The 25,354-nt window shown below is 64.1% G+C and carries 18 protein-coding genes; 2 read left to right on the plus strand and 16 right to left on the minus strand.

Annotated elements, in window-relative coordinates; genetic code table 11:
* Window positions 1-501 carry a DUF3515 family protein gene (locus RCH11_RS03510; protein WP_327055604.1) on the plus strand — a complete coding sequence of 167 codons (501 nt, stop codon included), beginning with the start codon at window positions 1-3 and terminating at the stop codon, window positions 499-501.
* A gap of 106 nt (window positions 502-607) precedes the next feature.
* On the opposite strand, the gene RCH11_RS03515 is transcribed toward RCH11_RS03510, so the two are convergent.
* The 16 genes from RCH11_RS03515 to RCH11_RS03590 all read right to left on the minus strand — a co-directional run bounded on the left by RCH11_RS03515 (window position 608) and on the right by RCH11_RS03590 (window position 24,049).
* The gene (locus tag RCH11_RS03515) at window positions 608-1,648 is read right to left on the minus strand and encodes an NAD(P)H-dependent glycerol-3-phosphate dehydrogenase (protein WP_327055605.1); all 1,041 of its coding nucleotides are present in this window, start codon (window positions 1,646-1,648) and stop codon (window positions 608-610) included.
* A gap of 4 nt (window positions 1,649-1,652) precedes the next feature.
* Complete coding sequence (locus tag RCH11_RS03520) at window positions 1,653-2,390, minus strand: lysophospholipid acyltransferase family protein (RefSeq protein ID WP_327055606.1); 738 nt, start codon at window positions 2,388-2,390, stop codon at window positions 1,653-1,655.
* Between the two features lie 61 nt (window positions 2,391-2,451).
* The gene (gene murA / locus RCH11_RS03525) at window positions 2,452-3,819 is read right to left on the minus strand and encodes a UDP-N-acetylglucosamine 1-carboxyvinyltransferase (RefSeq protein WP_327055607.1); all 1,368 of its coding nucleotides are present in this window, start codon (window positions 3,817-3,819) and stop codon (window positions 2,452-2,454) included.
* Window positions 3,820-4,446: a 3-isopropylmalate dehydratase small subunit gene (gene leuD / locus RCH11_RS03530; protein WP_327055608.1), complete on the minus strand. Its 627-nt coding sequence runs from the start codon at window positions 4,444-4,446 to the stop codon at window positions 3,820-3,822.
* Entirely contained in the window at window positions 4,446-5,963 is a 1,518-nt protein-coding gene (leuC, locus tag RCH11_RS03535; RefSeq protein WP_327055609.1) for a 3-isopropylmalate dehydratase large subunit, read from the minus strand. The genes leuD and leuC overlap by 1 nt, the downstream gene beginning before the upstream one ends.
* 371 nt (window positions 5,964-6,334) lie before the next feature.
* The gene (locus RCH11_RS03540) at window positions 6,335-7,027 is read right to left on the minus strand and encodes an FHA domain-containing protein (RefSeq protein ID WP_327055610.1); all 693 of its coding nucleotides are present in this window, start codon (window positions 7,025-7,027) and stop codon (window positions 6,335-6,337) included.
* Window positions 7,028-7,090: 63 nt separating this feature from the next.
* On the minus strand, window positions 7,091-9,421 hold the full coding sequence (locus RCH11_RS03545; protein ID WP_327055611.1) for a transglutaminase family protein: 2,331 nt from the start codon (window positions 9,419-9,421) through the stop codon (window positions 7,091-7,093).
* A complete protein-coding gene (locus RCH11_RS03550) occupies window positions 9,421-10,704 on the minus strand; it encodes a DUF58 domain-containing protein (RefSeq protein WP_327055612.1) in 1,284 nt (427 codons plus the stop codon). Before RCH11_RS03550 ends, RCH11_RS03545 begins: the two co-directional genes overlap by 1 nt.
* Before the next feature lie 24 nt (window positions 10,705-10,728).
* Window positions 10,729-11,697 (minus strand): AAA family ATPase, encoded by a 969-nt coding sequence (locus tag RCH11_RS03555; RefSeq protein ID WP_327055613.1) that lies wholly within the window; start codon window positions 11,695-11,697, stop codon window positions 10,729-10,731.
* A gap of 16 nt (window positions 11,698-11,713) precedes the next feature.
* Entirely contained in the window at window positions 11,714-17,242 is a 5,529-nt protein-coding gene (locus tag RCH11_RS03560) for an Ig-like domain-containing protein (RefSeq protein WP_327055614.1), read from the minus strand.
* Window positions 17,243-17,399: 157 nt separating this feature from the next.
* A complete protein-coding gene (locus RCH11_RS03565; RefSeq protein WP_327055615.1) occupies window positions 17,400-18,128 on the minus strand; it encodes a hypothetical protein in 729 nt (242 codons plus the stop codon).
* Window positions 18,125-19,771 (minus strand): serine/threonine-protein kinase, encoded by a 1,647-nt coding sequence (locus RCH11_RS03570; RefSeq protein WP_327055616.1) that lies wholly within the window; start codon window positions 19,769-19,771, stop codon window positions 18,125-18,127. The genes RCH11_RS03565 and RCH11_RS03570 overlap by 4 nt, the downstream gene beginning before the upstream one ends.
* The gene (locus RCH11_RS03575) at window positions 19,771-20,934 is read right to left on the minus strand and encodes an FHA domain-containing protein (RefSeq protein WP_327055617.1); all 1,164 of its coding nucleotides are present in this window, start codon (window positions 20,932-20,934) and stop codon (window positions 19,771-19,773) included. The genes RCH11_RS03570 and RCH11_RS03575 overlap by 1 nt, the downstream gene beginning before the upstream one ends.
* A gap of 9 nt (window positions 20,935-20,943) precedes the next feature.
* Window positions 20,944-21,816, minus strand: a complete 873-nt coding sequence (locus RCH11_RS03580) for a PP2C family protein-serine/threonine phosphatase (protein ID WP_327055618.1) — start codon at window positions 21,814-21,816, stop codon at window positions 20,944-20,946.
* 118 nt (window positions 21,817-21,934) lie between these two features.
* Window positions 21,935-22,936 carry a TerC family protein gene (locus RCH11_RS03585; protein ID WP_327055619.1) on the minus strand — a complete coding sequence of 334 codons (1,002 nt, stop codon included), beginning with the start codon at window positions 22,934-22,936 and terminating at the stop codon, window positions 21,935-21,937.
* A 426-nt stretch (window positions 22,937-23,362) separates the two neighbouring features.
* Window positions 23,363-24,049 carry a DUF998 domain-containing protein gene (locus RCH11_RS03590; protein ID WP_327055620.1) on the minus strand — a complete coding sequence of 229 codons (687 nt, stop codon included), beginning with the start codon at window positions 24,047-24,049 and terminating at the stop codon, window positions 23,363-23,365.
* A gap of 600 nt (window positions 24,050-24,649) precedes the next feature.
* Here RCH11_RS03590 and RCH11_RS03595 point away from each other — a divergent pair.
* Window positions 24,650-25,219 carry an alpha/beta fold hydrolase gene (locus RCH11_RS03595; RefSeq protein WP_327055621.1) on the plus strand — a complete coding sequence of 190 codons (570 nt, stop codon included), beginning with the start codon at window positions 24,650-24,652 and terminating at the stop codon, window positions 25,217-25,219.
* The last annotated feature ends 135 nt before the right edge of the window (window positions 25,220-25,354 follow it).

Genomic DNA, 25,354 nt, shown 5'->3' on the forward strand with positions numbered 1-25,354 from the left:
ATGAACACGAAGCGCACGGTCCTCGCGCTCGGCTTGCTCGCCCCGATGCTCCTCGCACTGCTCACGGCTTGCGCGCCAACGGTCCCGCTCACGCCGGCAGCCGACGCCACGAATCCGAAGTGCGCCGAAATCATCGTGCGCCTGCCGGCGTCTGTCGTTGAGCAGTCGCTGCGCCAGACGAATGCCCAGGCAACGGGTGCGTGGGGCAACCCGGCCTCGGTGCTTCTGCGCTGCGGAGTACCGCAACCGGCCCCCTCCGCCACCTGCTCGACCGTGAACGGTATCGACTGGGTGGTGGATATTTCGGGCTCACCTCGCTACGTGTACACGACCTACGGCCGGTCGCCCGCCACGCAGGTGGTGGTCGACACGAAGCTCACCCAGGGCCAGGAGGCCATCATTCTGGATGCACTCTCGAACGCCGTTGGATCTATCGATCAGACCAAGCAGTGCACTGGCCACGACCCCGGTTTCGTGCCGGAACCGACACCGAGCCCGTAGGCCGGGAGCCCGTCAGCCAAGAGCCCGTGGCGCGCCAACTGCGGCATAGTGTCGCTCCGACTCGAGAAGAGCGACAATCTGCCGCAGCTCGCGTGAGAATCCGGCATTACTCGACGAGGATCGCCGGGGTGTCCTCTTCAGTGGTTAGGTGCGGTGCGATGTCGCGGGGATTCATAGTGCCGGCGAGCACCTGGGCCACCTGCTCGACGATCGGCATGTCCACGCCACGGGCGGCGGCCAGTTCGAGGATTGGGGCGACCGACGAGAGGCCCTCTGCCGTCTGGTTCATCTGCTTCACCACATCCGTGAAGCTGTAGCCCTGGCCGAGCAGTCGCCCGGCGGTGTTGTTTCGCGAGAGCGACGATTCGCAGGTTGCGATGAGGTCGCCGAGTCCCGCGAGGCCGGAGAGCGTCTGCGCGAGGCCGCCGTAGGCGACGGCGAAATCGGTCATCTCCACGAGACCACGGGTGATGATCGACGCCTTCGTGTTCTCGCCGTAGCCCACGCCGTCGACGATGCCGATGGCCACGGCGATGAGGTTCTTGAGCACTCCCCCGAACTCGGTACCGATCACATCCGTATTCACGAACGAGCGGAAGTACGGGTTCGTCGCCGCAGCCGCCACGATTGTCGCCGTCTCGAGCGCGGTCGAGGAGACAACAGCCGCGGTCGGCTGCTCCTTGGCGATCTCGAGCGCGAGATTCGGTCCGGACGCCACGGCCACCAGATCCGGATCAATCTTGAGCTCCTGCATAATGACCTCGCTCATGCGGTCGCCAGTGCCTTTTTCGACACCCTTCATGAGGCTCACGACGATCGCATTGGACGGGATGAGGTCGCGCACAATCCTCAGGTTCTCCCGCAGCGACTGACTCGGGACCGAGATGAACACGATCTCCGCGCCGTCGAGCACATCGGGGATGAACGACGATGCCCAGAGGTTGCGTGGCAGGTTGATGCCCGGCAGGTAATCGCTGTTGCGCTTGGACTGCGAGATCTCGCGGGCGAGCTCCGGGCGACGCGCCCAGAGCGCGACATCCGAACCTCCGTCAGCGAGCACCTTGGCGAAGGTGGTGCCCCAGCTACCGGCGCCGAGGACGGCGACGCGCCGCACCCCGGGAAGCGACAGACGGATGGGCAATGTCATGGGATTAGGGTTGTTCAAAACGTCCGATCTCGCTCTGGCTGTGCTTGCTTGGATCCCAGGTTTCGGCAGGCACCGGCTCGTCCCGCAGGTCGGCGAGCAGCTTCGTGATCTCCGTCATGAGTACGGCGGTCGCCGCCGTGAGCAGCTTCGGATCGAGTCCCTTGCCGCGGAACGCGGAGAGGTCGACCGGGTCGCCGATCTTCACGGTGATGGTCTTGCGCGGAAAGAGGCTGATCTTCTTGCCGTACCGCGGCATGACGTATTGGGTGCCCCAGTGCGCCACCGGAATCAGCGGGATGTCGGCGAGCAGCGCCATCCGCACCGCTCCTGTCTTTCCGCGCATCGGCCACAGGTCCGGGTCCCGGGTGAGCGAGCCCTCCGGGTAGATCACGACGGCGTAGCCAGCATGCACGAGAGCGTCTGCCGCCGCAATCGGATCGTGTCCGCGCACGACACCCGCGCGCTCCACCGGAATCTGTCCGGAGGTACGCAGGAACCACCCCATGACCGGCACCGTGAAGAGGGACGCCTTGGCGAGATAGCGCGGAACGCGCCCGAGTTTGTACATCACTCGCCCGATCACCACCGGGTCGATTTCACTGTAGTGGTTGGGTGAGAAGACGAAAGCACCGCTCTTCGGCAGTTTGTGGCCGTCGATGACCACATAGCGAGCGAGGATTTCCATCGGAGGCACGAGCAGGAACGCCAGCAGGCGGAAGATCGCAATCTTCTCGGATTTCACCCTCGGGGATACTGTCTTTTCCGAGCTACGTCGATCGGAAGCCCCAAAACCTGCCAACGGGCTATCCCTCGAAGACGAAGTCGGCCCCGAGCACCTCGAGTTTGTCGATGAAGTGCTCGTATCCCCGGCTAATGATTCCCACGTTGCTCACGGTTGAGACGCCCTCCGCAGTGAGTGCCGCGATGAGGTAGCTGAATCCTCCGCGGAGGTCGGGCACACGCACATTCGCACCGTGCAGCTTTGTCGGGCCGGTGATGACCGCGGCCTGCTCGAAGTCTCGACGAGCGACCCGGCGGGGGTGATTGGGCAGTCCCTCCTTGTGCACCACGATATTCGCGCCCATCTCGTTCAGCGCCTGAGTGAACCCGAAGCGATCCTCGTAGACGGTTTCGTGCACATACGAAACGCCGATCGCCTGGGTGAGCGCTACGATAAGCGGCTGCTGCCAATCCGTCATGAAGCCGGGATGAACATCCGTCTCGATGGTCACCGGCTTCAGCTCTCCCCCCGGATGGTAGAAGCGGATGCCGTCGTCTTCGACGTCGAACGCCCCGCCGACCTTGCGGAAGACATTGAGGAAGGTCATCATCTCGCTCTGGCGGGCGCCCTCGACGAAGATGTCACCCTTGGTGGCCAGAGCCGCGGAAGCCCAGCTGGCCACCTCGTTGCGGTCGAACAGCGCACGGTGCTTGTAGCCCTCGAGGCGGTCCACACCCTCGATCAGGATCACGCGATTGGGCTCGACCGAGATGATCGCACCCATCTTTTGCAGGATGGCGATGAGATCCATGATCTCCGGCTCGATGGCCGCGTTCTTCAACTCGGTGGTGCCCTTCGCACGCACGGCGGTGAGAAGCACCTGCTCGGTCGCACCGACACTCGGGTACGGCAACTCGATGTTTGCACCATGCAAACCGTCCGGAGCAGTGATGTAGATGCCCTCGAAAGACTTGTCCACGACAGCACCGAAGGCACGCAGGGCGTCGAGGTGGAAGTCGATGGGGCGATCACCGATGCGGCAACCCCCGAGATCGGGAATGCGCGCCTCACCGAGACGGTGAAGCAGCGGACCGCAGAACAGGATCGGGATGCGGCTGGATCCGGCATGCGCATCGATCTCCGCGAAGTGCGCCTTCTCCACGTTCGCCGTATCGAAGTGCAGGGTCCCGGCTTTCGGCGCGGTCACGATCACGCCGTAGACCTCGAGCAGCCCACGCACGACCTCGACATCGCTGATGTCGGGCACGTCGCGCAGGATGCTGGGAGTCTCACCCAGAAGGGCCGCCACCATGGCCTTAGTGGCCAGGTTCTTCGCACCACGCACGGCGATGCGACCCTTAAGCGGGTTTCCGCCGGTGATGGTGATCTCGTCGGACTTCAGTCCCATCCGCTGTCCTGCCTTCTGGGCATCTGTCACTATGGGGTTCATTCATTCACCTGCATCCTTGTGGTCCGTGGCCTGCTGTACCGGAAGAGTGAGCGGACGCCAGGCTTCCCGACCACCCTCGAATTCGGTGATCTGCGCCTCGCTGCGCAGGGTGAGTCCAATGTCGTCCAGACCTTCCAGCAGCCGCCACCGAGTGTAATCGTCGATCTGAAATGGCACGGTGAGATCGCCGATCGTCGCCGTTTTGGCCTCAAGGTCGACGGATGCCTCGATGCCGGGTTGGGCGTCGATCCGTGCCCACAGCGCCTCGAGGTCCGCCTCACTGATCTCGCCCGCGAGCAGCCCCTGCTTACCGGAGTTGCCCCGGAAAATATCGCCGAAGCGCGGGCTGAGCACGGCATGGAAGCCGTAGTCGCGCAGCGCCCAGACCGCGTGCTCACGACTGGATCCGGTGCCGAAGTCGGGGCCGGCGATGAGCACTCGGCCCCCAGCAAAGGCCGGGTTGTTGAGCACGAAATCGGGATCCTGCCGCCACGCGAAGAACAGCGCGTCGTCGAAACCGGTCTTGGTCACCCGCTTGAGGAACACAGCAGGGATGATCTGGTCGGTATCGACGTTGGCGCGCTCGAGCGGCACCGCGACGCCTGTGACCACAGAAACCCTGTCCATCAGTTGTTTCCTCCGGCGGTCGCGTACGGTGCCCCAGCCCCCGTATCGAGACCGGCTGTGTCGATATCAACTGTCTCGATACCCACTGTTTCGAGGCCAAGATCCCACGGACTCGACAGCGTCCCTCGAATCGCCGTGGCCGCCGCCACCAGCGGGGACACCAGGTGCGTGCGCCCGCCCTTGCCCTGCCGTCCCTCGAAATTGCGGTTGGAAGTGGAAGCACACCGCTCGCCCGGTGCGAGCTGGTCGGGATTCATCCCGAGACACATCGAGCAGCCAGCGAACCGCCATTCCGCGCCGAAATCCTTGACGATCTGGTCGATGCCCTCCGCCTCGGCCTCGATGCGCACGCGGGCCGATCCCGGCACGACCATGACGCGAACACCATCCGCCTTCTTCTGTCCCTTGATGATCGAGGCGAAGGCTCGCAGGTCTTCGATGCGGCTGTTGGTGCAGGAGCCCATGAACACCGCGTCGACATGGATGCCCTTGAGCGGCATGCCAGCTTCGAGGTCCATGTACTCGAGGGCACGTTCAGCGGAGGCCCGCTCGTTCATATCTAGCATCGTCGACGGGTCGGGCACCGTGCCGCTGAGGGAGGCGCCCTGACCCGGGTTGGTGCCCCAGGTGACGAATGGCTCGAGCGTATTCGCGTCGAGGAACACCTCGGCATCGAACACGGCGTCGACGTCGGTAGCGAGGGTCTTCCAGTAGGCGATCGCCGCGTCCCAGTCCGCACCCTTCGGAGCGTGCGCGCGACCCTCGAGGTAGTCGTAAGTGATCTGGTCCGGCGCGATCATGCCGGCGCGCGCGCCCGCCTCGATCGACATGTTGCAGACCGTCATCCGGCCCTCCATCGAGAGCGAGCGGATAGCGCTGCCGCGGAATTCGAGCACATAGCCCTGCCCGCCGCCGGTGCCGATCTGTGCGATAACCGCAAGGATGATGTCTTTGGCGGTCACCCCCGGGCGCAGCGCGCCTTCGACAGTGATCGCCATCGTCTTGAACGGTGTGAGCGGCAGGGTCTGCGTCGCGAGCACGTGCTCAACCTCGCTGGTGCCGATTCCGAAGGCCATGGCACCGAAGGCACCGTGGGTGGAGGTGTGCGAGTCACCACAGACGACGGTGATACCCGGCATCGTCAGGCCGAGCTGCGGGCCGACCACGTGAACGATGCCCTGCTCGATGTCGCCGAGCGAGTGCAGGCGCACGCCGAACTCGGCACAGTTGTTGCGCAGGGTTTGAATCTGGGTACGGCTGGTGAGGTCGACGATCGGCTTATCGATGTCGAGAGTCGGCGTGTTGTGGTCTTCGGTGGCAATGGTGAGGTCGAGACGACGTACCGGGCGGCCGGCGAGACGCAGTCCGTCGAAGGCCTGGGGACTCGTCACCTCGTGCACGAGGTGGAGGTCGATGTAGATGAGATCGGGAGTGCTGCCCTCGCCCTTCACGACGAGATGGTCGTCCCACACTTTTTCGGCCAGTGTGCGGGGGCGGGCCGGGATTACATCATTCATTGTCGTGCGCTCTCCTATACCAAACGGTGGTCAGCCAGCGGCGCGTCAACCCGCACCAGACTCCGCGACGAGGGCGGCCTGGAAACTAGGACTCGTCGCGGCTATGAAGAAGAAGCAGACCGTACAACACCGCCTTAGGCTAACACCGTTTGGGGTGCGCCCCGGATGATGGATCGCCTCCCATTTGACACGGCGCCGGGCGAATGAGCTCGTCTGACGCGGTCACGTGGGGGCATATTCAGCGAGAAACAGCCAGAGCTCGCAGTTACTCCCGAGTCGAATTTTGGCTGGCCTCAGGGCGGGCGCGGATGCAGCGCGGCTTACTCGGCGCGGATGCTAGCGCCGCAGCCCGAACTCGCGACTGGCGAGACTCAGGTGCGGAGCACCGTGACGATGAACTCGCCGAACTCCAGCTCCGCGCCATCCGGCACCACCACCCTCGTGCCAGGTTCGACCTTGACGACATCGACACCGTGAGCGGCGACAAACACCCCATTGGTCGAGGCGAGATCGTGCACCCACAGGGAGCCAGCATCGATTTCAAGCAGTGCGTGCGTCTTTGAGAGAGACTTCGCCGGGTCGAGCGCCGGCACAAGCGTCGCACCGGGCCACGCCGCGTTTGCAATCGGATCTCGCCCGATGATCACCACGGTCGCGATCGGCACCGATTGTCCGGTTGGTAATACGAGGCGCCACACGGGAGGCGACGAGTATCGGGGAGCACTCAGTCGAGTTTCATCGGCCAATTCGTCCACGGCTGGCAGCGCTTCTTCGGCACGGATCGCGACCGGGGCAGTCACCGGAACAAGCACCGGAACAAGCACCGAACCACCCGGTATCACGGGGAAGAACACGATCTCATCGTCCGCAGCAGCCGCCCGCGACGCCGAGATCCGCGGTGTCGCCACGCGATGGGTGGCCGAGTCTGCGATACCAGGGGGCAGGGTGATGAGCTCCTCGGGCTCATCCGGGCCGGTATCAGTGGCTGCGAGGCCCGGGCTCACAGCCCGCAACAATCCCGGTGGCGGGGTGATCAGCAGCGGATTTTCTTCGTCGCCCGACACAGCTCCCCTCCCCGGTTGGTACGTCAGTCGAGCAATGCTAACGCACCGCTCCCCCGGTGACGCTCAGGGCTTCTTCTTCCTGGTGGCCATTCGCAGCGCCCAGTCGCGGGCTTTCCGCACGCGATAGCGGCTGAGGAATCGCCGCAGGCCGGTCACCGCCTCTCGGGCTGCTTCGATGGAGGCTGACGCTTCGGTCCACACCCGCTCGGTAGTCTGGTCGTCCACCGGCCAGCCCGAGAACACGGCTTCGTCGGTGCGGATCGCCAGCGATCGCAGCATCACCGGCTGGGCAACTTGCCGCTCGAGGTCATCGGCGATGTGCACGCGTGTGGTCTTGCCGATCACCGAATAGCCGAGTTCCGAATACTGGTCGAGCAGTTCGTCCCAGGCTCCGGCCACGCGGTCCTCCGAGCGCACGGCCGTCCGGCGTCGGCGGGCGCGCCTGCGTTTCGCCACAGCGATGATCAGCATTGGCACGAACACCAGGAGCGCAGGAACCAGGATGCTCAGGCCGAGAATGTAGACCCACCCTGGCAGAGAAAACAGCAGGCCCTTCTCGTCTTTCTTCTGTTTCTCAAGCTCGACTGGAGTGAGCAGGTCGTCACTCTTCTTCTCCGATCGCGGGGGCTGCCGCACCTGCGGCTGCGGAAGGCTCTGCGGTTTCGGCACCTGAGCCTGTGGGATGTCCGTCTCTTTCGGCGTGGGGTTGAAAGCCACCCAGCCCACCTTGTCGAAAGCGACCTCGACCCAGGCGGTCACATCATTTCCGGTCACCCTGACCGATTTCTGTCCCTCGGCGATCTTGGGGGCGAAACCCATGACCACGCGCGCCGGGTAGTTGTAGCTGCGGGCCATGAGCGCGAATGCCGAGGCGTACTGCTCCTGGTCGCCGATCATCTGGGGGCGTTCGAGCAACTCGCTGATGCGATCCGCGCCATGGCCGGCGCGGGAAGCGACCGCATCGGAGGCGCGTCCATGGCTGAGGAAGCCCTTCTGCGCGAGAACGAGCCGGATGGCTTCCAGCTGCGCGATCGGCGTCGCCGCCTTGCCGGCGAACTCCTGCGCCTTGCTCGTCACGACATCCGGGCTGCCGACGACCGGGGGCAGAGCGACGGTCGCCGTCGGGTCCTTGGCCAGGTCATCCACCGAGATCACCCTCTGCTCCTCCGCGGTCATGGTGTAGCTATCGCCCTTCACGAGTCCGGTCGTGAGCACGGCCGTTCCGGTGGAATCGTTGTATCGCAGGCTGTCCGTGCTGGCCTTGGCCGGCCCGGCGGTGAAGTCGAGGCGGGTTGGATAGCCGACGCTCGGCAGCCAAAAGTCCTGGTAACTGTCGATCGTGAAGGTGACGTTCGTGCGAACGACCGGGGTGATGAAGGTGGGGTTGGGCAGCGTGCGTCCCACGAGGTTGAAGCTACCCGAGCCAGCGGTACTGGTCTTCGGGCCGGTCACATTCCAGAGTTTGCCGGTGTACGAGTCGAGGGTCGCGAGCCGAATCGTGTCTCCGGTCTTGAGGCCGCTCACCGTGAAGAGCAGGTCATCGGTTGCCTGCTTGGTGTAATGACGAAAGCCGGAGAGCGGACTCGGGTAGTTCAGGGGATCGAAGGGCGGCTGGATCTCCTCGCGCAGCACGAAACGCTGGTCCTTCGGCGGGGCGAAGAAGAATCCGGCGCTGCCACCCAGCAGTACCGCACCGGCAACCACGATCGCGGTGCCGGCGAGCTTGCGACTGCGCAGTCGGTTAGGCCCTGAGGAGGTAATGGTGGGTCGGCGCCAGCCCAACCAGACGAGTGCGAGCGCTGCGAACACGGCGGCACGGATTCCCGCCTGATACGGCACGGCGGTGCCGATCAGGATGCCGGCGATATAAAGCACCACCGGGCCGATCAGCGTGATCGCGAATCGCCAGGCGGATCGCGGCCGTGACGAGAGCCAGCGGGTGGCGAGCGAGGTGGAGATGAGGGCCACGATCCAGGTGGCGAAGTACGGGATCACCGCGATGTAGGCGGGAGCCCCGATCGGCGTGCGCAGGGTGACGATGTCCGACCAGCCATAGACCGCGCCGATCGCGAGGCTCTCGACCGAGGCGAGAGTCGGCAGCACACCGAACAGCGCCTGTTGGGGCACCGCTATCGCCGTGCCGAACAGGAAATAGCCGACGATCGCGATGAGCACCAGGGCGATGACGTTGAGTCGAAAGACGGAGGCCAGAATTCCGATCGCAGCCCCGAGAGCGAGTCCTCCGATGCCGGCGATGAGAAATCCGTAGCCACCGAACGAGGGTTCAAATCCGAGCACCCCGAGCACGGAGAGTATGAGCAGCACGCCGATGTCGACCCAGGTGCGGCCGGTGAGCGGGCGGATGCCGCGGGTGGGGATCGAGGTCTCGGTCATCAGCTGAGCCCCCGAACCAGCCGGGAGAGATCGGCGAGGTCGCCGACGGTGATCACCGTGAGTCCGGCCACCGAGGCGATCTTCGGCTGGGCACCGGCCACCACGTGGAACGCCACTTGCGCAGTGTCCTGGCCGAACAGGGACTCAACGCTGCGATACTCGCCGGTCGTCATGTTCGAGCCGCCGATCATCATCACGACGCTCGGGGCGGGCAGTCGACGGGTACGCTCGCGTGCGAAGTCGCGGATACTGGGGTAGACCCGGCCAACGGGATCGATGCGGCACGAGGCATCCAGCATCGAGGTGACGGTCTGGGTACGCCAGACGCCCGACTCGCTCACGACGTTCATCTGCACGCCGTCGCGGATCACCTGGGCGGCAATCGAGGCGGTGACCGAGATGGCGAGCTCGAACTCCTCATCCGAGGCATAGAGATCGCTGCGCGAGGAGTGGATCATCGTCACCTGCGACCGGCGGGTCTCTTCGAATTGCCGGACCATCAGCTGCCCGATGCGCGCAGAGGTTCGCCAGTGCACGTAGCGACGGTCATCTCCCGGAACATACGGACGCAGCGCGTGGAAGGCGATGTCGTTGTTGGTGATCTTCTGGGAGATTTGGCCCTCGAGGTCGCGCACGAGGCCGGCGGCCGAGGGCGCGAGACGAACGGTCTTGGGATGCACAAAGAGATCGACCGCGTCCGCCCACTTGAGGGCACGCCGCAGCATGCCGAGCTGGTCACCGCGCACGGACTCGGCCGGGCCGGCGATGATGACAGCACGCTTGTTGGTTGGCACGGCGAAGAGTTCCTCGTGCTCGTCCTTCGGTTTCATCGAGGGCAGTTGGAACTCAGCGATCGCCTGGCCCACTGGCAACTCCATACGGGTGGGAGTGAGCCCGTGCTTTCCGACGTTCGTTACGACAATCCGGCCCATGGCGCGATCCCCAACGACAACCCGGCGCGGGTTGAGCTCAACGAGCACGCCATACGACGCGCGACCGAAGAGGAACAGCGCGCAGAGCGCGAGGGACGCGAGCAGGATGAAGCCGAGGTAGGTGAACTCCTGCCAGCCGAAGACCGCGCTGAGGGTGAGTGCCCCGACGGCGAGCCCGAGCACGAGCCATCCGGCGGTCGTGATGGTGTGCAGTACCGGCCCGAGCGCGCGCCAGGCCATCTTGGCTGGTGGCGTGACGATCGCGCCCACGACGATGAGCAGGCGGATGCCGCGGGTGCCGAGCCTCCGCAGAGGCGCAGCAAGCCCGGGCTTGGTGGCGACTGTGTTCATGCGTTCGGGGTCATGGCGAAAAGGTCACGCGGCCCGGTAGGTGGGTGGCTCGATATCGAGCAGAATTCGGCTCACGATGTCTTCGGCCTTCACACCGGCGAACTCCGACTCCGGGTCGAGGATGATGCGGTGCGCGAGCACAGGCACCGCGAGATCGCGCACGTCGTCCGGCGTGGCGTAGGTGCGACCCTGCGTGATCGCCCAGGTTTTTATGGCCCGGGCGAGCGCCATTGCCCCGCGCATGCTCACTCCGAGCACCACGTCGCGGTTCTTTCGGGTGGCCTCGACGATGTCGTTGAGGTACCGCATCACCGATTCGTCGACGAACACCTCGGAGGCGAGGCCGGTCATGGCCACGATCGACTCCGGCTTGATGATGGCTGTGACGAGGGATGCCCGAGCCCGGTTCGCCGAGTCCATCAGGAGCGCGACCGCGGTCTTGGCGTCCGGATAGCCCAGTGTGGTCTTGATCAGGAAGCGGTCCAGCTGCGCCTCGGGCAGCTTGTAGGTGCCGGCCTGCTCCACCGGGTTCTGGGTCGCGATCACCATGAACGGCGCACCGACCCCGTGGCCTTCTCCGTCGATCGTGACTACGCCCTCTTCCATCACTTCGAGCAGCGCACTCTGGGTCTTCGGACTTGCGCGGTTGATCTCATCCGCGAGCACGATCGAGGCGAAGATCGGTCCCTGGTGAAACTGGAACTTGCCCTTCGACTGGTCGTAGATCTGAACGCCGGTCACGTCGGACGGCAGGAGGTCCGGGGTGAACTGGATGCGCGAGGTCGTGCCGTCCAGGCTGTTCGCGAGCGCCTTCGCCAACACCGTCTTTCCGGTGCCTGGATAGTCCTCGAGCAGCACGTGACCATCGGAGATGAGCGCGGTGAGCACCAGCCGAATCACGTTGCTCTTGCCGACGATCGCTTTGTCGATGTTCGCGACGAGCTTCTGGAAGGCATCGGCGAACCAGGTCGCCTGCTCCTGGGTTACGGGCATGGGAGTTCTCTCATTGCTAGGGCCTGAAGTCGACATGGTTGCTCTCGACACCGTCGACGTTCACATAGGTGTCCGCGAAGCCGCAGAACTTATTGCTGATGTAGGTATTTCCGCTGAATGACGCCGACCCGAATGGGCTCAGGCAATAGAAGTCGATCGCGTGGACGCCACCCCCGAAGTTTTGCAGGGTCACGTCATACCTGTAGCAACCACCGCCACCCTGGCAGGTGGCGTACGGCCCCTTCTGGAGCACGACCTGCGCAAGTGCCGGCTTCGACTTGATATTCGCCGACGCGCTTCCGGCCTGCCCATTGCCCGCATTGTTGCGCGCATAGACCGAGATCGAGTGCGACCCTGCGCTCAGGCCACCCCTGCTTACGCTGGTCGAAGTCGTCGCGACCGCACCGGCTCCGTCGATCGAGTAGACGTACTCCATGTTGTCGGTGACAGCCGGTCCGCCTCCGGGGGACGACCAATTCCAGGTGATCGCGCCCGGGTCGGTGTCATTCGTCACGTTCGCACTCACCGGAACGCTGCCGGGTCTGGTCTGGTCCTGAATCGCCACGGTGTTCGAGGTGCCGGTGCCGCCCGACTTGCCGCCGGCGTTCTGGGCGGACACGGTGAAGCTGTAGTTGCCTGCAGCAAGCCCGGTCACCGGGGCGCTTGACGTGCCCGTGGTGGTTCCTGTCGCACCGGTGCTGGCGCGCCAGGTGTAGGTCGTCGAGCCGCCGCCGCTCGTGACAGCGCCCCATGTCGCCGTGATGCTCCCGGACGGCGCCCACTGGCTCGTCACCGTCGCCGTCACGGTGGGCGTTCCCGGCGTGCCGTACGGAGTGACCTGGTCGCTCTCGACCGACCACGGGCCCGGCCCGTGCACGTTGATGGCCCGGGCAGAGAAGGTGTACGCGGTCCCGTTTGCCAACCCGGAGACGGTGCAGTCGGCACCGGCCGTGCAACTCGCGGTGGCGCCACCGGGCGTTGTCCGCACGTCGTACGACGTGATCGGCTTGCCGTTAGAGGCCGGCGCGATGAACCGCCAGGTCGCATTGCCATCGCCGCCGATCGCCGACGTGCGTGTCGGCTTCGCCACCTGGTCGGGCACGTCGCTGACGATAACCGAAATGGTGCCGTTAACCTGGCGGTCCGTGTCTTCCGTGGCATCCTGAACCGTGTAGACGACCTCAATGCGTCCGTCCTTGAGGGCTGCGCTCGGCGTGACGGTGACGGAGTCCTTCGTAAAGGAGATTCCCGCGGGGTTGCCGCTGTTCTGCACTTTGGCGTCCACGATCGTGAGCTTCTCACCGGTGGTCTGATAGGGATTCGAGTCGTTCACCAGCGGATGCGCCACCACTGCACCATCGCCGCGTTGCGTTTCGTAGGTGTCCGAGACAGCCACCGCGAGGGGTCGGCTCGAACCGACGACCGTCACATTGATCGTGCCAGGCACGGTGAACTTGTCCCACCTGAGCGTCACGCCAAGCTTGTAGGTGCTTCCCTTTTTTGCGTTGCGCGGGCTGGTGAGGGTGAGCTGCGATCCGCTGAGACTGGCCTGAAGACCAGCAGAGGTCCCGGTGAGATCCGAGTAGGTCACCTCCTGCAAAATCTGGGGATTCGGATGCCCGGTCGACGCCCGTAGGTCGAGGGTGGTCGTCTCGCCCACCTCCAGCTGAGCGTTCGGGCTCGTGAACTCGGGCGGAGTGTCTCTGAACTGCGGATCGCCCACCACGATGTTGAGTGTGAGATTGGCCTTGATGCCCTTGGGGTCATCCTTTGACGCGCCGTCGAACACGGTGAACTTCACCGATGCGGGGCCCCGATAGTCCTTGGACGGCGTGAAGGTGATGGTGTCGGCATCCACATAAGAGGAGGCGCCGCTGCTCTGCAGCGCGCTCACCGTGGCCCTGTCCGTAATGTGAGCCTCTCGACCAGAGGGCACGGTGAGGATGTCCTTCAGTTTCCAGGTGCGCGTCTCGTTCATACTCACGTATTGCACCGGAAGAGAGGGATCGATCGTCGGTGGCTGGTCGAAGTCCTTGGACACCGCAGCGGGAACAAGGATGAACGCCAGCGCACTCAGCTTGTCTTTCTCGTTGGTCAACCGATAGGCGATGGCCTGCCGGGTCTTACCCGGCGTCACCTCGATTCGACCGTTCTTCTCGAGGAGTTTCGCCGAACCGGCATTGGGGCCTTCGACCGTGACCGTGAGGTCCTCGGTGTGTCCAGAGGGGTTGAAGGCGTGACCGTCGAACACGTCGACGGTGGTGGACTGCTTGCCCGCGATGGTCTTCGGCAGGATCGAGATGTCCTCGGCCGTCGGCGGCAGGATCGGAGCATCCTTGGTCACTTTCACCAGTACGTAGCTCACGGACTTGCCACCACGGTTGTTGGTGAGTTCGTAGCGCATGGAGAAAGACTGCTCGCTGTCGGGCGCGGTGAGCACCAGGAACCGGCCCTTCACCACCGAGGCGTCGATACCGTGGGGCACGTCGATGAGCTTCTTCGAGACCTCGATCGGCGCACCCTGCGGGTCGGAGTCGTTGGCCGTCAAGTCGACCTGTGCCACGCGGCCCGGGCGCACCGAGATACTGTCGGGCGATGCGATCGGGTTCGACAGTGACTTGGGTGGAGGGATCACCGCGATCTTGATCTCACCATCACCGGTCGCCCCGAAGGCGTCGAACACCTTGTACGTGAAGGAATCGGTGCCGGATGCCGCCGCGGACGAGTGGTAGATGAAGAAATCGGTACCCTGGCTGTCGATCGCGCCGAGGCTCGGCCCCACCGGGAAGCTCAGAAGCTGGGCCGAGTCGCCATCGGGGTCGATTCCATCGAGCGGGATCTCCACCCGGATCGAGTCACCGGCAAGCACCCGAGCGGTGAGCGGCTTGGGGATCGGGTCCTGGTTGCTCTTGGGGTCGAGACCGATCACCGTGAAGGTGGCGGTGGCAGTGGCGGTTTCGCCGAACGGATCGAGCACCCGGTAGTCGACCGTGTATTCACCCGCGGTGGTGGGCGCCTGGAATCGCAGCTTGTTTTTGCTCACGAAGGCGAGCCCGGCGGTCGGTAGTGTCACGAGCGTGGTGTCGAGCGTCATCGGAGAGCCGTCGGGATGGATGTCGTTAGCCAGCACGTCGAGGGTTGTGACATCCCCCACGCGCACCTTCGCGGTATCGTTCGCGGCGATGGGGGGCTGGTGCTTCGTGAGGGGCGGCACTGGCACGACCGTCACGCCCGCAGTGGCCGTGTGTGCGCCATCCGAGATCGTGTAATTGAAGCTCACCTGTTCGGTGAGAGCGGCGGGCGAGGTGACCCGGATCTGCGTACTTTCCAGCAACTCAACGACGAGACCCTTCGCCGTGAGCTCCGGCGGCACGGAGATGGACTGCACAGCGAGCACGCGACCGCTCGGACTCACGTCGTTGGTCAGTACCGACACTGTCGTCGGCTCATCCCCCCGCAGGTACGCAGTGTCCTTCACCGCGACCGGGGGGAGGGAGTCATCCTGCGGTTTATCGCGCACGTCGACGCGTACGAGCCCGACACTCGTGGCCGAACCGGCCTGCAGCGTGTACTTGAGGTAAGAGACACCCGCCTCTGACGAGCTGAAGGTGATTTCTTTGGAGTCGGAATTGAAGGATGCGACGCCCTTACCGGTGGGAGCCTCCATGGCGACGAGCTGCAGCTGGGCGCCAGAGGGCGAGATGTCATTGTCGAGAGGTTTCACCACCACCGTCTCATTGGTGAACACCGTCGCGAAGTCGGGCGTTCCCACCGGATTGAGCGTGCCCGCCGGCTTGACGTCGACCGTGAGCGTGCCCTGCACCTGCGCTCCGTGGCCGTCGCTCACCAGGAAGACAACTTCCTTCTTACCAATCTCGGAGGTCTGGTGGGTGAAGGTGACGAAGCCGTCCGGGCTGAACCGGACGAGGTCGCCCGACTTGGGCGAAGCGCCGACGAGGTAGAGATCATCGCCGTCGGGGTCGCGCCAATTGCTGAGAACGTTGTAGGTGACCGTCTGGTTGGCCTCGACGCCCACCCCACCGGCGCGGATCTCCACCGGCGCCTGGTTACTGCTTTCTGGCACGACATGGGCGGTGACTCGCGCACTCGCCGTGCCGCCACGACCGTCGTCGACGGTATACCCGAAGGAGACCGATCCGACGAATCCGACCGCCGGCGTGAACTGCAGTGCGCGGCCGCCGTCGATGAGATCGAGGTGACCGGTCGAGTCCGCGATCCCGTCAAAGGCAGAGATCACCAGCACGTCGCCATCCGGGTCGGAGTCGTTGTCGAGCACCGGTAATATCGTCGTGCGCCCGGGACGGATGCCGAAATTGTCGTCGATCGCAGTCGGCGGGTGATTCACCGCGGTGCGCTGGGCGAGCGTGTCTTCGAAGGACTGCGTGGCTGACTTCTTGTCACCGGTCTGCTCGCTCTGCTTCTCAGCTGGCGGGGTCACGTCACCCCAATTGTCAACGAGTCGCATGTTCTCATTTACCAGCCAGACGTTGCCGTTGCTCAGGTCGTTGAGAGCGATGACCGTGCGGTTCACTCGAAACTCGAGTTCGCTACCTCTGGTCGGCTTCTCGAAATCGTGGCGAACCGGTTTCTGACCATCACAGGCGAGCAGGTATTTTTGCGATGTCGCCCATGCGCCGTGCGCGCAGCCCGATAGGAAGACGGGAGCGGAGACACCGTCGGCGTTCTGTGCGGGCGTGGTGACGTTGGCGGAGATTGTCTGCACCGAACCGGAACCGAGGGGGACCTTCATCAGCGAATCCGCGGTGGCGATGACGGCGTAGTCGGACTTCGCGCCGACCTGCTGCAGTCGCAAGCCGGTCTTCGGGAGTTTGTGTGTGGAGCCGTCCTCGGTGAGGAGCTCGTTGGTGGACTGGTCGAAGATCACGGCCGCCTCCCCCACCGCGGAGATTTGGAAGGCGCCGACGGAGGGGAAGTTGGAGATCACCGGCGCTGACGCGAGGGTGGCCATCCGATAGATCTTCTTCTTCGTCGGCGAAACCGCGATGATGGCGCCTGTCTGGGTGATCGTGGCGTGTCCACCCGTACCGAGCTTCACGAGCGGGGCCGTCGACACGTAGTTGAACTGCAGGTCGCCGACCGAGGGCACCGCCCACAGGTCACCCTTCGGCGAAACGATGATGAGAGTCGTGCCGCCGTAGCCGACCTCGGACTTCTTCGGCACGTCGATCGCCGAGCTCACCTGCGTAGAGGCGGGGTTGACGGATTCGATGCGACCGGCATCCGGATTGTGCATGTAGAGCGAGTCGCCGTCCTGCAACACCTCGAACTTCGCACTCGAGGCAACGACCGAGCCGTTGAGCTCATCGATCTGGCGGTTGAGGCGTCCGCCGAGCAACTGCTGCCCATTGGTCACCCAGACGTCACGGGAGGTGAGTTCGACGTCAGAAACCGGGAATCCGGGATGCAACGCGGCGATGGTGAGCGGCACACCTGCGACGACTGCGATGACAAGGGCGGATGCGAGGGTCTTACGACTCTTTACCCACCGTCCGAGCGCGCTCACACGTGACCCCCACGGCCGATTCTTCAACGACGATGACCTGCGGATTCCTCCGGAATCCAGCAGCTCAGATCAACCTAACACGACGAAAATCCGTCGTGTACCCCCTCGCATGGGGACCACTGCCCATGGGCTGGCGTGCCTTCCCGCGCCCAGCGGGCTATCCGGCTGCGTCGGCGTGAGCTTTCTCCGCCGCATCCGCGTCGTTCTTTGCGAGAAGGTAGAGGTCATCCTGGCTCACCAACCGAGTGGCAACGGCATATTCGACGAGTCGCAGGCGACGGTTCGTGGCGAGATTGCCCTTGACTCCTCGCAACCCGCGCACGCCGATCTTGTCCAGCTTGTCGCACACGTTATCGAGTTTGCGATTGAAGGTGGTCATCGACCAGTGCAGGCGGGCAGCAGCCTCGGCGGAAGTGGGGATCTCACCTCGACCCGGCGAGGACTGTCGAAGCACTCCCTCGGCGAGGCTCACAACCAGCAGCCGCTGGGTGCTGGTGAGCGGTACGGGCTCGATCGTGGTCGAGCCGCCGGAGCCAGCCATCGCAGAGGCGGTGCTGAAATAATCTTCGGCCGAGAAGATGGTGAACTCGTAGGTGGTCGAACCGGCACTGAACAGCACCTGCATCTGCGGGAACACGATCGGCAGGCGCGCGCCAGGCGCGAGCCAGGCCTGTACCTGGCCGGTGGCATCCGTCACGGTTGCCGAGAGCAGGTTGCCCACGTTCGAGAGCCACCACATGCCGAAGTCTTCATAGATGCGTAGGAAGCGACGGTGCAGGTAGGGGTTGTCGTCGATCACCAGGTCGGACTCGCGCCCGATATGAAAGTCGTGGGGATGCCCGACCTCGTACCACTCGCCGCAGAATTCGATCTTGAGAGGCTTCATCGGGGGTAACACGCCTCCAGCGGATTGGACAGCTTGCCCGCACGGGCTACCGTGACCTCTACGCAGATCGTCGTGTCGGCTGCGTAGCCTGGCACGGTCACCACGCCGTCTGCACTCTGGTGCAGAGCTTCGTCGTTCCCGCGGTTACTGACCCTCCAACGGAAGCTGTCACCGGCTTTTGGCTTCGGATTCGTCACGGTGAAGATCAGCTCGGTGCCCGTCACCACCGGGACACCGGCCAGTGTCGGCACCGGCACGGTCTCGACGAGCGCGGAATCACCACCGGAGGCCTTCGCGCTCGGGCTCAGCGACTCGGTCGGGTTCCCTCCGAGGGCGAGGCCAGCAACGATTACGGCCGCGATGACGAGCACGGCGCCACCGGAGACACCGATCAAGATCTTGTTGGTGCGGGACACCTTCCGGGTCGTCTCGTATTCGCGAATCTCTTCCGGTGCGGGTGGTCCGGTCTCGGTCGCGGTCGCGACCGGAGTCGTGACTCGCCGCCGCACGATCGTCTCGCCCGCCTGCTCGGGCTGGGCGATCGTCCTGGGCGCCCCGCGCACCTGGGTCTCATCGATCGACGCTGCCGGGCTCGGCCCCGGCACGGAGACGGGCGGCGGCAGAACCGGTTGGGCCTGGATGGTCGCGACACTGCGAGCGCGGGTCTCGTCTGCGTCATCCTCCTGGCCTGGCCGCGAGGGCGCCTCGATGTGCAGGTTCGGCACGTCGATCGTCGTCGGGGAATAGCCGAGCTCGAGCTCGACGCGCTGCAGCGCCCGCGCGAAGTCCACCGCGCTGGAAAACCGGTCGTTGCGGTTCGACGCCATCCCCTTGTGCAGGACAGCGAGAAGGGAGCGAGGGATGTCGTCCCGCGACATCGGCGTGATCGCACCGCGCTCGATGCGCCCGATCAGGTCGAGGGTGCCGTTGGAGTGCCCGCGCAGCTCGAAGGGGGTCTGGCCCGCGAGGATCGTGTAGACGGTCGCCGCGAGGGAGAAAACATCCGATCTCACATCGGGCGCCGGGTCGTCTTCGAACATCTCCGGAGGCGACCATGGCACCGACATGCCCACCGACTGGCCGGTGCCGCCGGTGCCGGTGTCCTGGGCGAGGGCACTGGCGAGAGTGCTGGTGTGGATGGGAAGCACGTCGTCTTCGACCGCAGAGGAGATACCGAAGTCGGTGAGCGCCGGCCAGCCGTAGTCGTTGGTGAGTACGTTCGCCGGCTTGATGTCGCGATGCAGGATGCCCGCCGCATGCGCGGTCGCGACTGCACTCGACAGGCGCACCCCGGTACGCAGCGCGTCGACCACCGGAAAGATCTCCCGCTTGTATCGTTCGGCGAGGCTCGGGCCCGAGCAGTACTCCATGACGAAGTAGGGGCGGTCGTCGCCCGCGACATCCGCTTGATAGATCGTGACGATGTATGGATGCGTCGACAGCTGGGCCATGAGGTTCGCCTCGGCGACGAACGCGGCACGGTTTGCCCTGCTCAACTCTTCGGTGAGCAGCACCTTCACCGCAACGCGACGTTTGGGCAGCTTCTGCTCGTAGAGGAACACGTCGGAGAATCCACCCGATCCGAGAACCTTGATAAAGGTGTAGCCGGGTAACTCGGGAGGCGTGGATGAAATGCGACGCATCAGGCTTCTCCCACCGCCTCTTCGACGGTGAGCGTGACTCCGCCGCCGAGATCGACAACAGTGCCGGCGATCACCGAGGTGGGTTCCCCTGCCCGCAGCTTTTGCGGCTCCTTGCCCGGAAGCACCACCAGCGTGCCGTTGCGGGAGTGCAGGTCGGTCACCACCACCGTGCCGCCCTCGAGCACGAATCGCACATGGGTGCGGGAGATGTCCTGGTCGGGGGTGCCGACCGTGAGCAGTCGAGGCATCTGCCCGCCGGGGACCCGGCTGACGCTCGGCGAGCGACCGACGAGGATCGGCTGGGTGAGCGCTTCGCGCGAACCGTTCGACAGGGCGAGGAATACCTGAGGGGCGGGGGCTGTCGGCGGGGGCGCTGCGCTTCCGCCGCGCTGGGCCGTGCGCCCTTCCCGCAGTTTCGCGATGTCGGAAGTGAGCACGGTGTGACCGTCGTGGTCTCCGGCACGCTCGGGCGCCGCTGCCTCTTCTTCGGCCGGCGCCTCCTGCACGGCCGCGCCCGCGACATCCCGGAACATCGTGGCGCCGAACAGGTAATCGTAGCCGTCGTCCGAGGTGCCGGACTTCTCCTTCGGAGTGTCGATCTGCTCGGTCGGGGGCTCGGTGACGGTAGCTTCGGGATCTATCTCGACTATCGGTGCGGCAACGGATTCCGGTGCGGCTATGACCGGCCGCGACAGCTTCGACACCGGCGCAGCAGGTGCTTCGCACCGCAATTCCAGCGATGAAACCCAGGCCGCACCCGTGCGGAGCGGCAGCTCTACAACCCCGTCCGCGGCTGCGGCACCGGCGACGTCGACGACCGCCGACGACACCTCCGCGAGGGTCTGCTCGAGCCAGGTCGTCACTCCGGAACCGTCGAGCCGATGAATGCCCCCGGCATGGCTGACGGTCGCCATCACCGGTCCGCGAACGATGATGCGCAGGGATGCCGCCGAACCGTCGAACAGGGCGAACGGCGGGGTCGCGGCGAGGCCTTTGTTCGTGAGCACGTCCAGCACCCGCTGGAATCCGCCGGTGCCCGCGAGTGCTTCCCAGAGCGCATCCACCGTCGCCTGGTCGGCCGGGGCGCCGATCACCAGCAGGGTCTCGCCCGACGTGAGCGCGAGCCATCCGCCGCTGACCGCGGGTCTGAAGTGCACTGTCACGGCGATGGCCTACCCCCTCGGCTTCGTCACTTCGAGCAACGCGGGTATCGCATCCCGATCCACCGTTTCTTCCGAAGACTTCGCACTCGACCCTACAAGGTCGGATTCGACAACGACGACCGTGACATTGTCCGACCCCCCAGCCGCGACCGCAGCACACACCAGGCGTTCCGAGAGAGAGATCGGGAGACCATCCGACTCGCGCATCTGTTCCGACCCGTGGAAGACAATGATCCGAGCGATTTCGTCGTCACTCAGCTCCTTGTTGAGACCGTCGGAGCAGAGAAGGAAGGTCTGGTGGCCACGCGCGGGTAGGAGCCAGATATCAGGTTCGACGGTCGTGTCCGCACCAAGGGCGCGAGTCACAATGTTGCGGTCCGGGTGTGTGGTGGCCTGCAATCGTGTGATCTCGCCGAGGTCCACCAGCTCCTGAACGGCGGAGTGATCGACGCTCAGCTGCAGGAGGTGACGGCCATCCCAGCTGTAAATGCGGGAATCGCCCACATTGAAGGCCATCCAGTGATGGCTGTCGGTCGGACCGATCTCGACGAACGCGACTCCGCACAGGGTGGTCCCTGATACCTCGTCGGAACCGCCGGTCACCGCGAGTACGGCTTCGTTGGCCCCGTGAATTGTCTCGAGCACCTGCTGAGCGGTGGCGTGAGTCGTGCCATCGAAAGCCTGTGCGAGGGCGCCGATTGCAGCCTGGCTGGCGCGATCGCCGAACGCGTGGCCGCCCATCCCGTCTGCCACAGCGAACAGGGGTAGCGAAGACAGGAAGCTGTCCTCGTTGAGTCGCCGCACCGTGCCACGGTCTGAATAGCCGCCAAATCGAAACCGGGCAGTGCCGCTCGGCAGCTGCAGCTCCGTCGTTTGATCCACGGCGCACCCCTCCCGCTCAGCGCGTCCCCACTCTATGGGAATCTCCCCACGCATCATTGCCGTGATCGGCCCGGCGATTCAATGGGCAGGCCTGCCCATGCAAGAGGAGCGCTAGGGCCTATCCCAACAAGTCGGCATCCCGGCGCTTTCGGTCGTAACGGATCTTAATCAGACTCGCCACTACCGCAACCGCCATCGACACCACGATCACGCCGAGTGAGAAGAAGGTGCCGATCTCGGGCGCCCACACGATGTGCTTTCCGCCATTAATAAACGGTAGTTCATTGGTGTGAAGCGCGTGGGCGATCAGCTTGAATCCGATGAATGCGAGGATGAAGGCGATTCCGTACTTGAGGTACACCAGTTTGTCGATCAGGTCGCCAAGCAGGAAGTACAGCTGGCGAAGTCCCATCAGCGCGAAGACGTTAGCGGTGAACACGATGAACGGGCTCGTCGTGATACCGAAAATCGCCGGGATCGAGTCCAGTGCGAACACCAGGTCAGTGGTACCGATGGCGATGAAGACGACGATGATCGGCGTGAATACCTTCTTGCCATCGATGACCGTTCGTAACTTCGCTCCGTCGAAGTCCTCGGAGATGCGGATGCGCTTGCGCAGCAGGCGGATGACCCCGCTCTCTTTATCGTCCATCTCTTCGGTGTTCTGGAAGGCCTGGCCGAACGCCGTGTACAGCAGGAAAGCGCCAAAGATGTAGAAAATCCAGCTGAAGTTCTCGATCAGTTGTGCGCCGAGCAGGATGAAGATCGCGCGCAGAACCAGCGCGATGATGATGCCAACCATGAGCACTTCCTGCTGGTACTTTCTCGGTACCGAGAACCTCGCCATGATGATGACAAAGACGAAGAGGTTGTCGATTGAGAGGCTGTACTCCGTGAGCCACCCGGCGATGAACTGGCCGGCAGGCTCAGCACCTGCGAAGAAAAACATCAGCACGGCGAAGATGACCGCCAGAAGCACGTAGAAGCCGACCCAGAGGCTGGATTCTCGTGTTGACGGAATGTGCGGACGCTTGTAGGCGAGCACCAGGTCGGCGACCACGATGAGGATCAGCACGACGATGCTGGTGGTCTCAAACCAGACGGGGAGTTGCAGGTCCATTGGGGCCTTTCGGGAGGGGGACGGTGTGGCTGTGCCAGGATCCCGAAAGTCTCTTCCGCACCGATTGAACTGGCACCACCACACCCGGGCCAGCAGCAGCGGCGACCGTGTTGACGAGCGTGGAATCAAGGCATCTGACTGCCCGTGGGAATACTCCCCTTCGCGGAAAAGAGTTTAGCAGACAGCCTCAGACCGCCATTGCTCGCAAGTTTGAGCGTGACGCCGCGTTTGCTCGGAAGCGACCACACGGTGCACCGACCACACGGTGCACCCCGGGTCGGGGCGTCTGTCAGTAGTTGTGATCCATGCATGATGGTGGCCAATGCGCAGGAGACGGAATCAAGAGAAAAGCACGTTCAACACTGGATTCGACTGCTGTGGTGTGTCATCGAGCGCTGCAGCAGACCCTGTTCGTTTGATTAGTCCTCACCCACCGTCACGTGAGGGTATCTTCGTCGCGACCCTGTCCTCAGACGTTATTGCCCAAGCGGCGAGTGGCCTGCTTGGGCCTTGGCGCAACAGGGCAACGCTGACGGCGCCGATCCAGATGATCGTGGTGACGTAAAAGGCGCGTTCGAATAGACCGAAGAATCTTGCCAGCTCTGCGCTGCGGGATGCTGCAAACAGCAGCACGATCGCCGCTGAAGTGATCCATCCCATCACCGAGGTGAATTGTTGAAGATAGCGATTCTGTGCGTTGCGCCGTAACGATCGAGCGGTGAGGAACATTGCCACGATCGACGAGACGAATGAGACGATTCCGAGCCCCCAGTGAATTCCTCCGGTCACCGTTGCAGGTGCACCGGGCGCGTCCATGTTCACCCAGCCGACAAACGAACGGCCGAGCGCAAACAGCACCAGCACCACCACCACGCCTATGCGAAATCTCGGAAGCGCCCGAGAGAAGCTAAAGGCGAGGGCAAACGCGGCCAACGCGAGGGATACCTCAAACCACCGGAAGCCCCAGAGAAACGGGGTGAGAGCCCACTGACTGGTCGGGTCGGCCACAGACGAAAGACCGGTGGGTAGCAGTTCGAGCACGGTCAATGCCGTTGCCGCCGAAACGGTCATTGCGAGAGCGGCCCCGGCGAGAACTGCGGACAGGTTCGGCATGAATTTCCGATCACGAAACGAATGACTCAAGGGTTGCCCCGCGTTCAGCACTGTGGGGCGTGCGGCACCGGTCGACCGCCTCAAACAGTCTGCGCCTCCGGAGAGACCACGAGTTCTCGGGCGGCCGACCGCCGGCTTGCGGTGTTTCAGCGTTCGCCCGCGCTTGATTGGGCTTGGATTGGGATTGGATTGGGGGCACCTTCGTCGGCTCAGCCGTGTACAGCGGCTACAAGACCTCAACTGGGCTTCATCAGAAACGCCATCATCCTCGCGACCTCGGATGGTTTAACGACGCAGTCGGCCCTGCCGGAGGCAACCGACGTGACTGCAGGAATGCGCGCACTGGAAATCTTGATGACCGTTTCCCCCACAGTGCCTGCCGATCTCCTGGGCGGATAGTCTCCACACCGTCGGCTGTCGCCGATAGACGGTGACCGATCACGTAACCACCTCGCCAGAAAAGGTAACCACACCATGAAGACTGTTGTCGTCCCGCCCCTGCTCTGCTCGCCCCTCGCCTATCTTCCCGTCCTCGACACACTTTGGTCCCGAGGGCAAGTGACTTTCGCTGATACCCGGCGCGACCGTACGATCACAGGGATGGCGAGGCGAGTCCTCCGCGAGAACGAGGGAGACTTTGCTCTCCTCGGCACCAGCATGGGCGGGTACGTTGCCCTCGAAATAATGCGACAGGCTCCCGGACGCGTCACTGCATTAGCTCTCGTCAGCACAACAGCCCGCGCAGATTCGGCGGAGCAGCGAGAATCCCGGGCCCGGCAATCTGCACTCGTGGAAGCAGGCCAATTCGCTGCCCTGATTAACGCCGCGTACACCGGTGTCGTCGCGGCCGCAAATGAAACTAACGAAACTCTGCTCACCACCTGGAGATCAATGACAACCCCGGTCGGCGCTGAAGCTTTTCTCCAACAGCAGTATGCAGTCGCGAACCGCGCCGACCTCCGCAGCGTACTGCCCACCATCTCCTGCCCGATGGCAATCATTCATGGATCCGCAGACCGGCTCATCCCGATCACGGCTGCAATGGAAACCGCGACTGCCGTGCCCAACGCGTTGTACACCGCCATCGAGGGCGCCGGACACCTCCTCTTCCACGAACAACCCACTGCAGCACGTGCCGCCATCAACGAATGGCTCGACGCGGCATCATGAAAGGGCCCTCACGCCCAGCACTCCAAACCAAACGAATTCACCCGCTGTATCGCGGAAGTACCGTTCGGAAGGATCCAAGAGGGGGATGTTGGCAGCGACCTCGGTTAGGCTACGGCGACCCGTTGTGCGTAGAGG

This window comes from Glaciihabitans sp. GrIS 2.15 (assembly GCF_035984695.1).
In the GTDB taxonomy this organism is placed as follows: Bacteria; Actinomycetota; Actinomycetes; order Actinomycetales; family Microbacteriaceae; genus Lacisediminihabitans.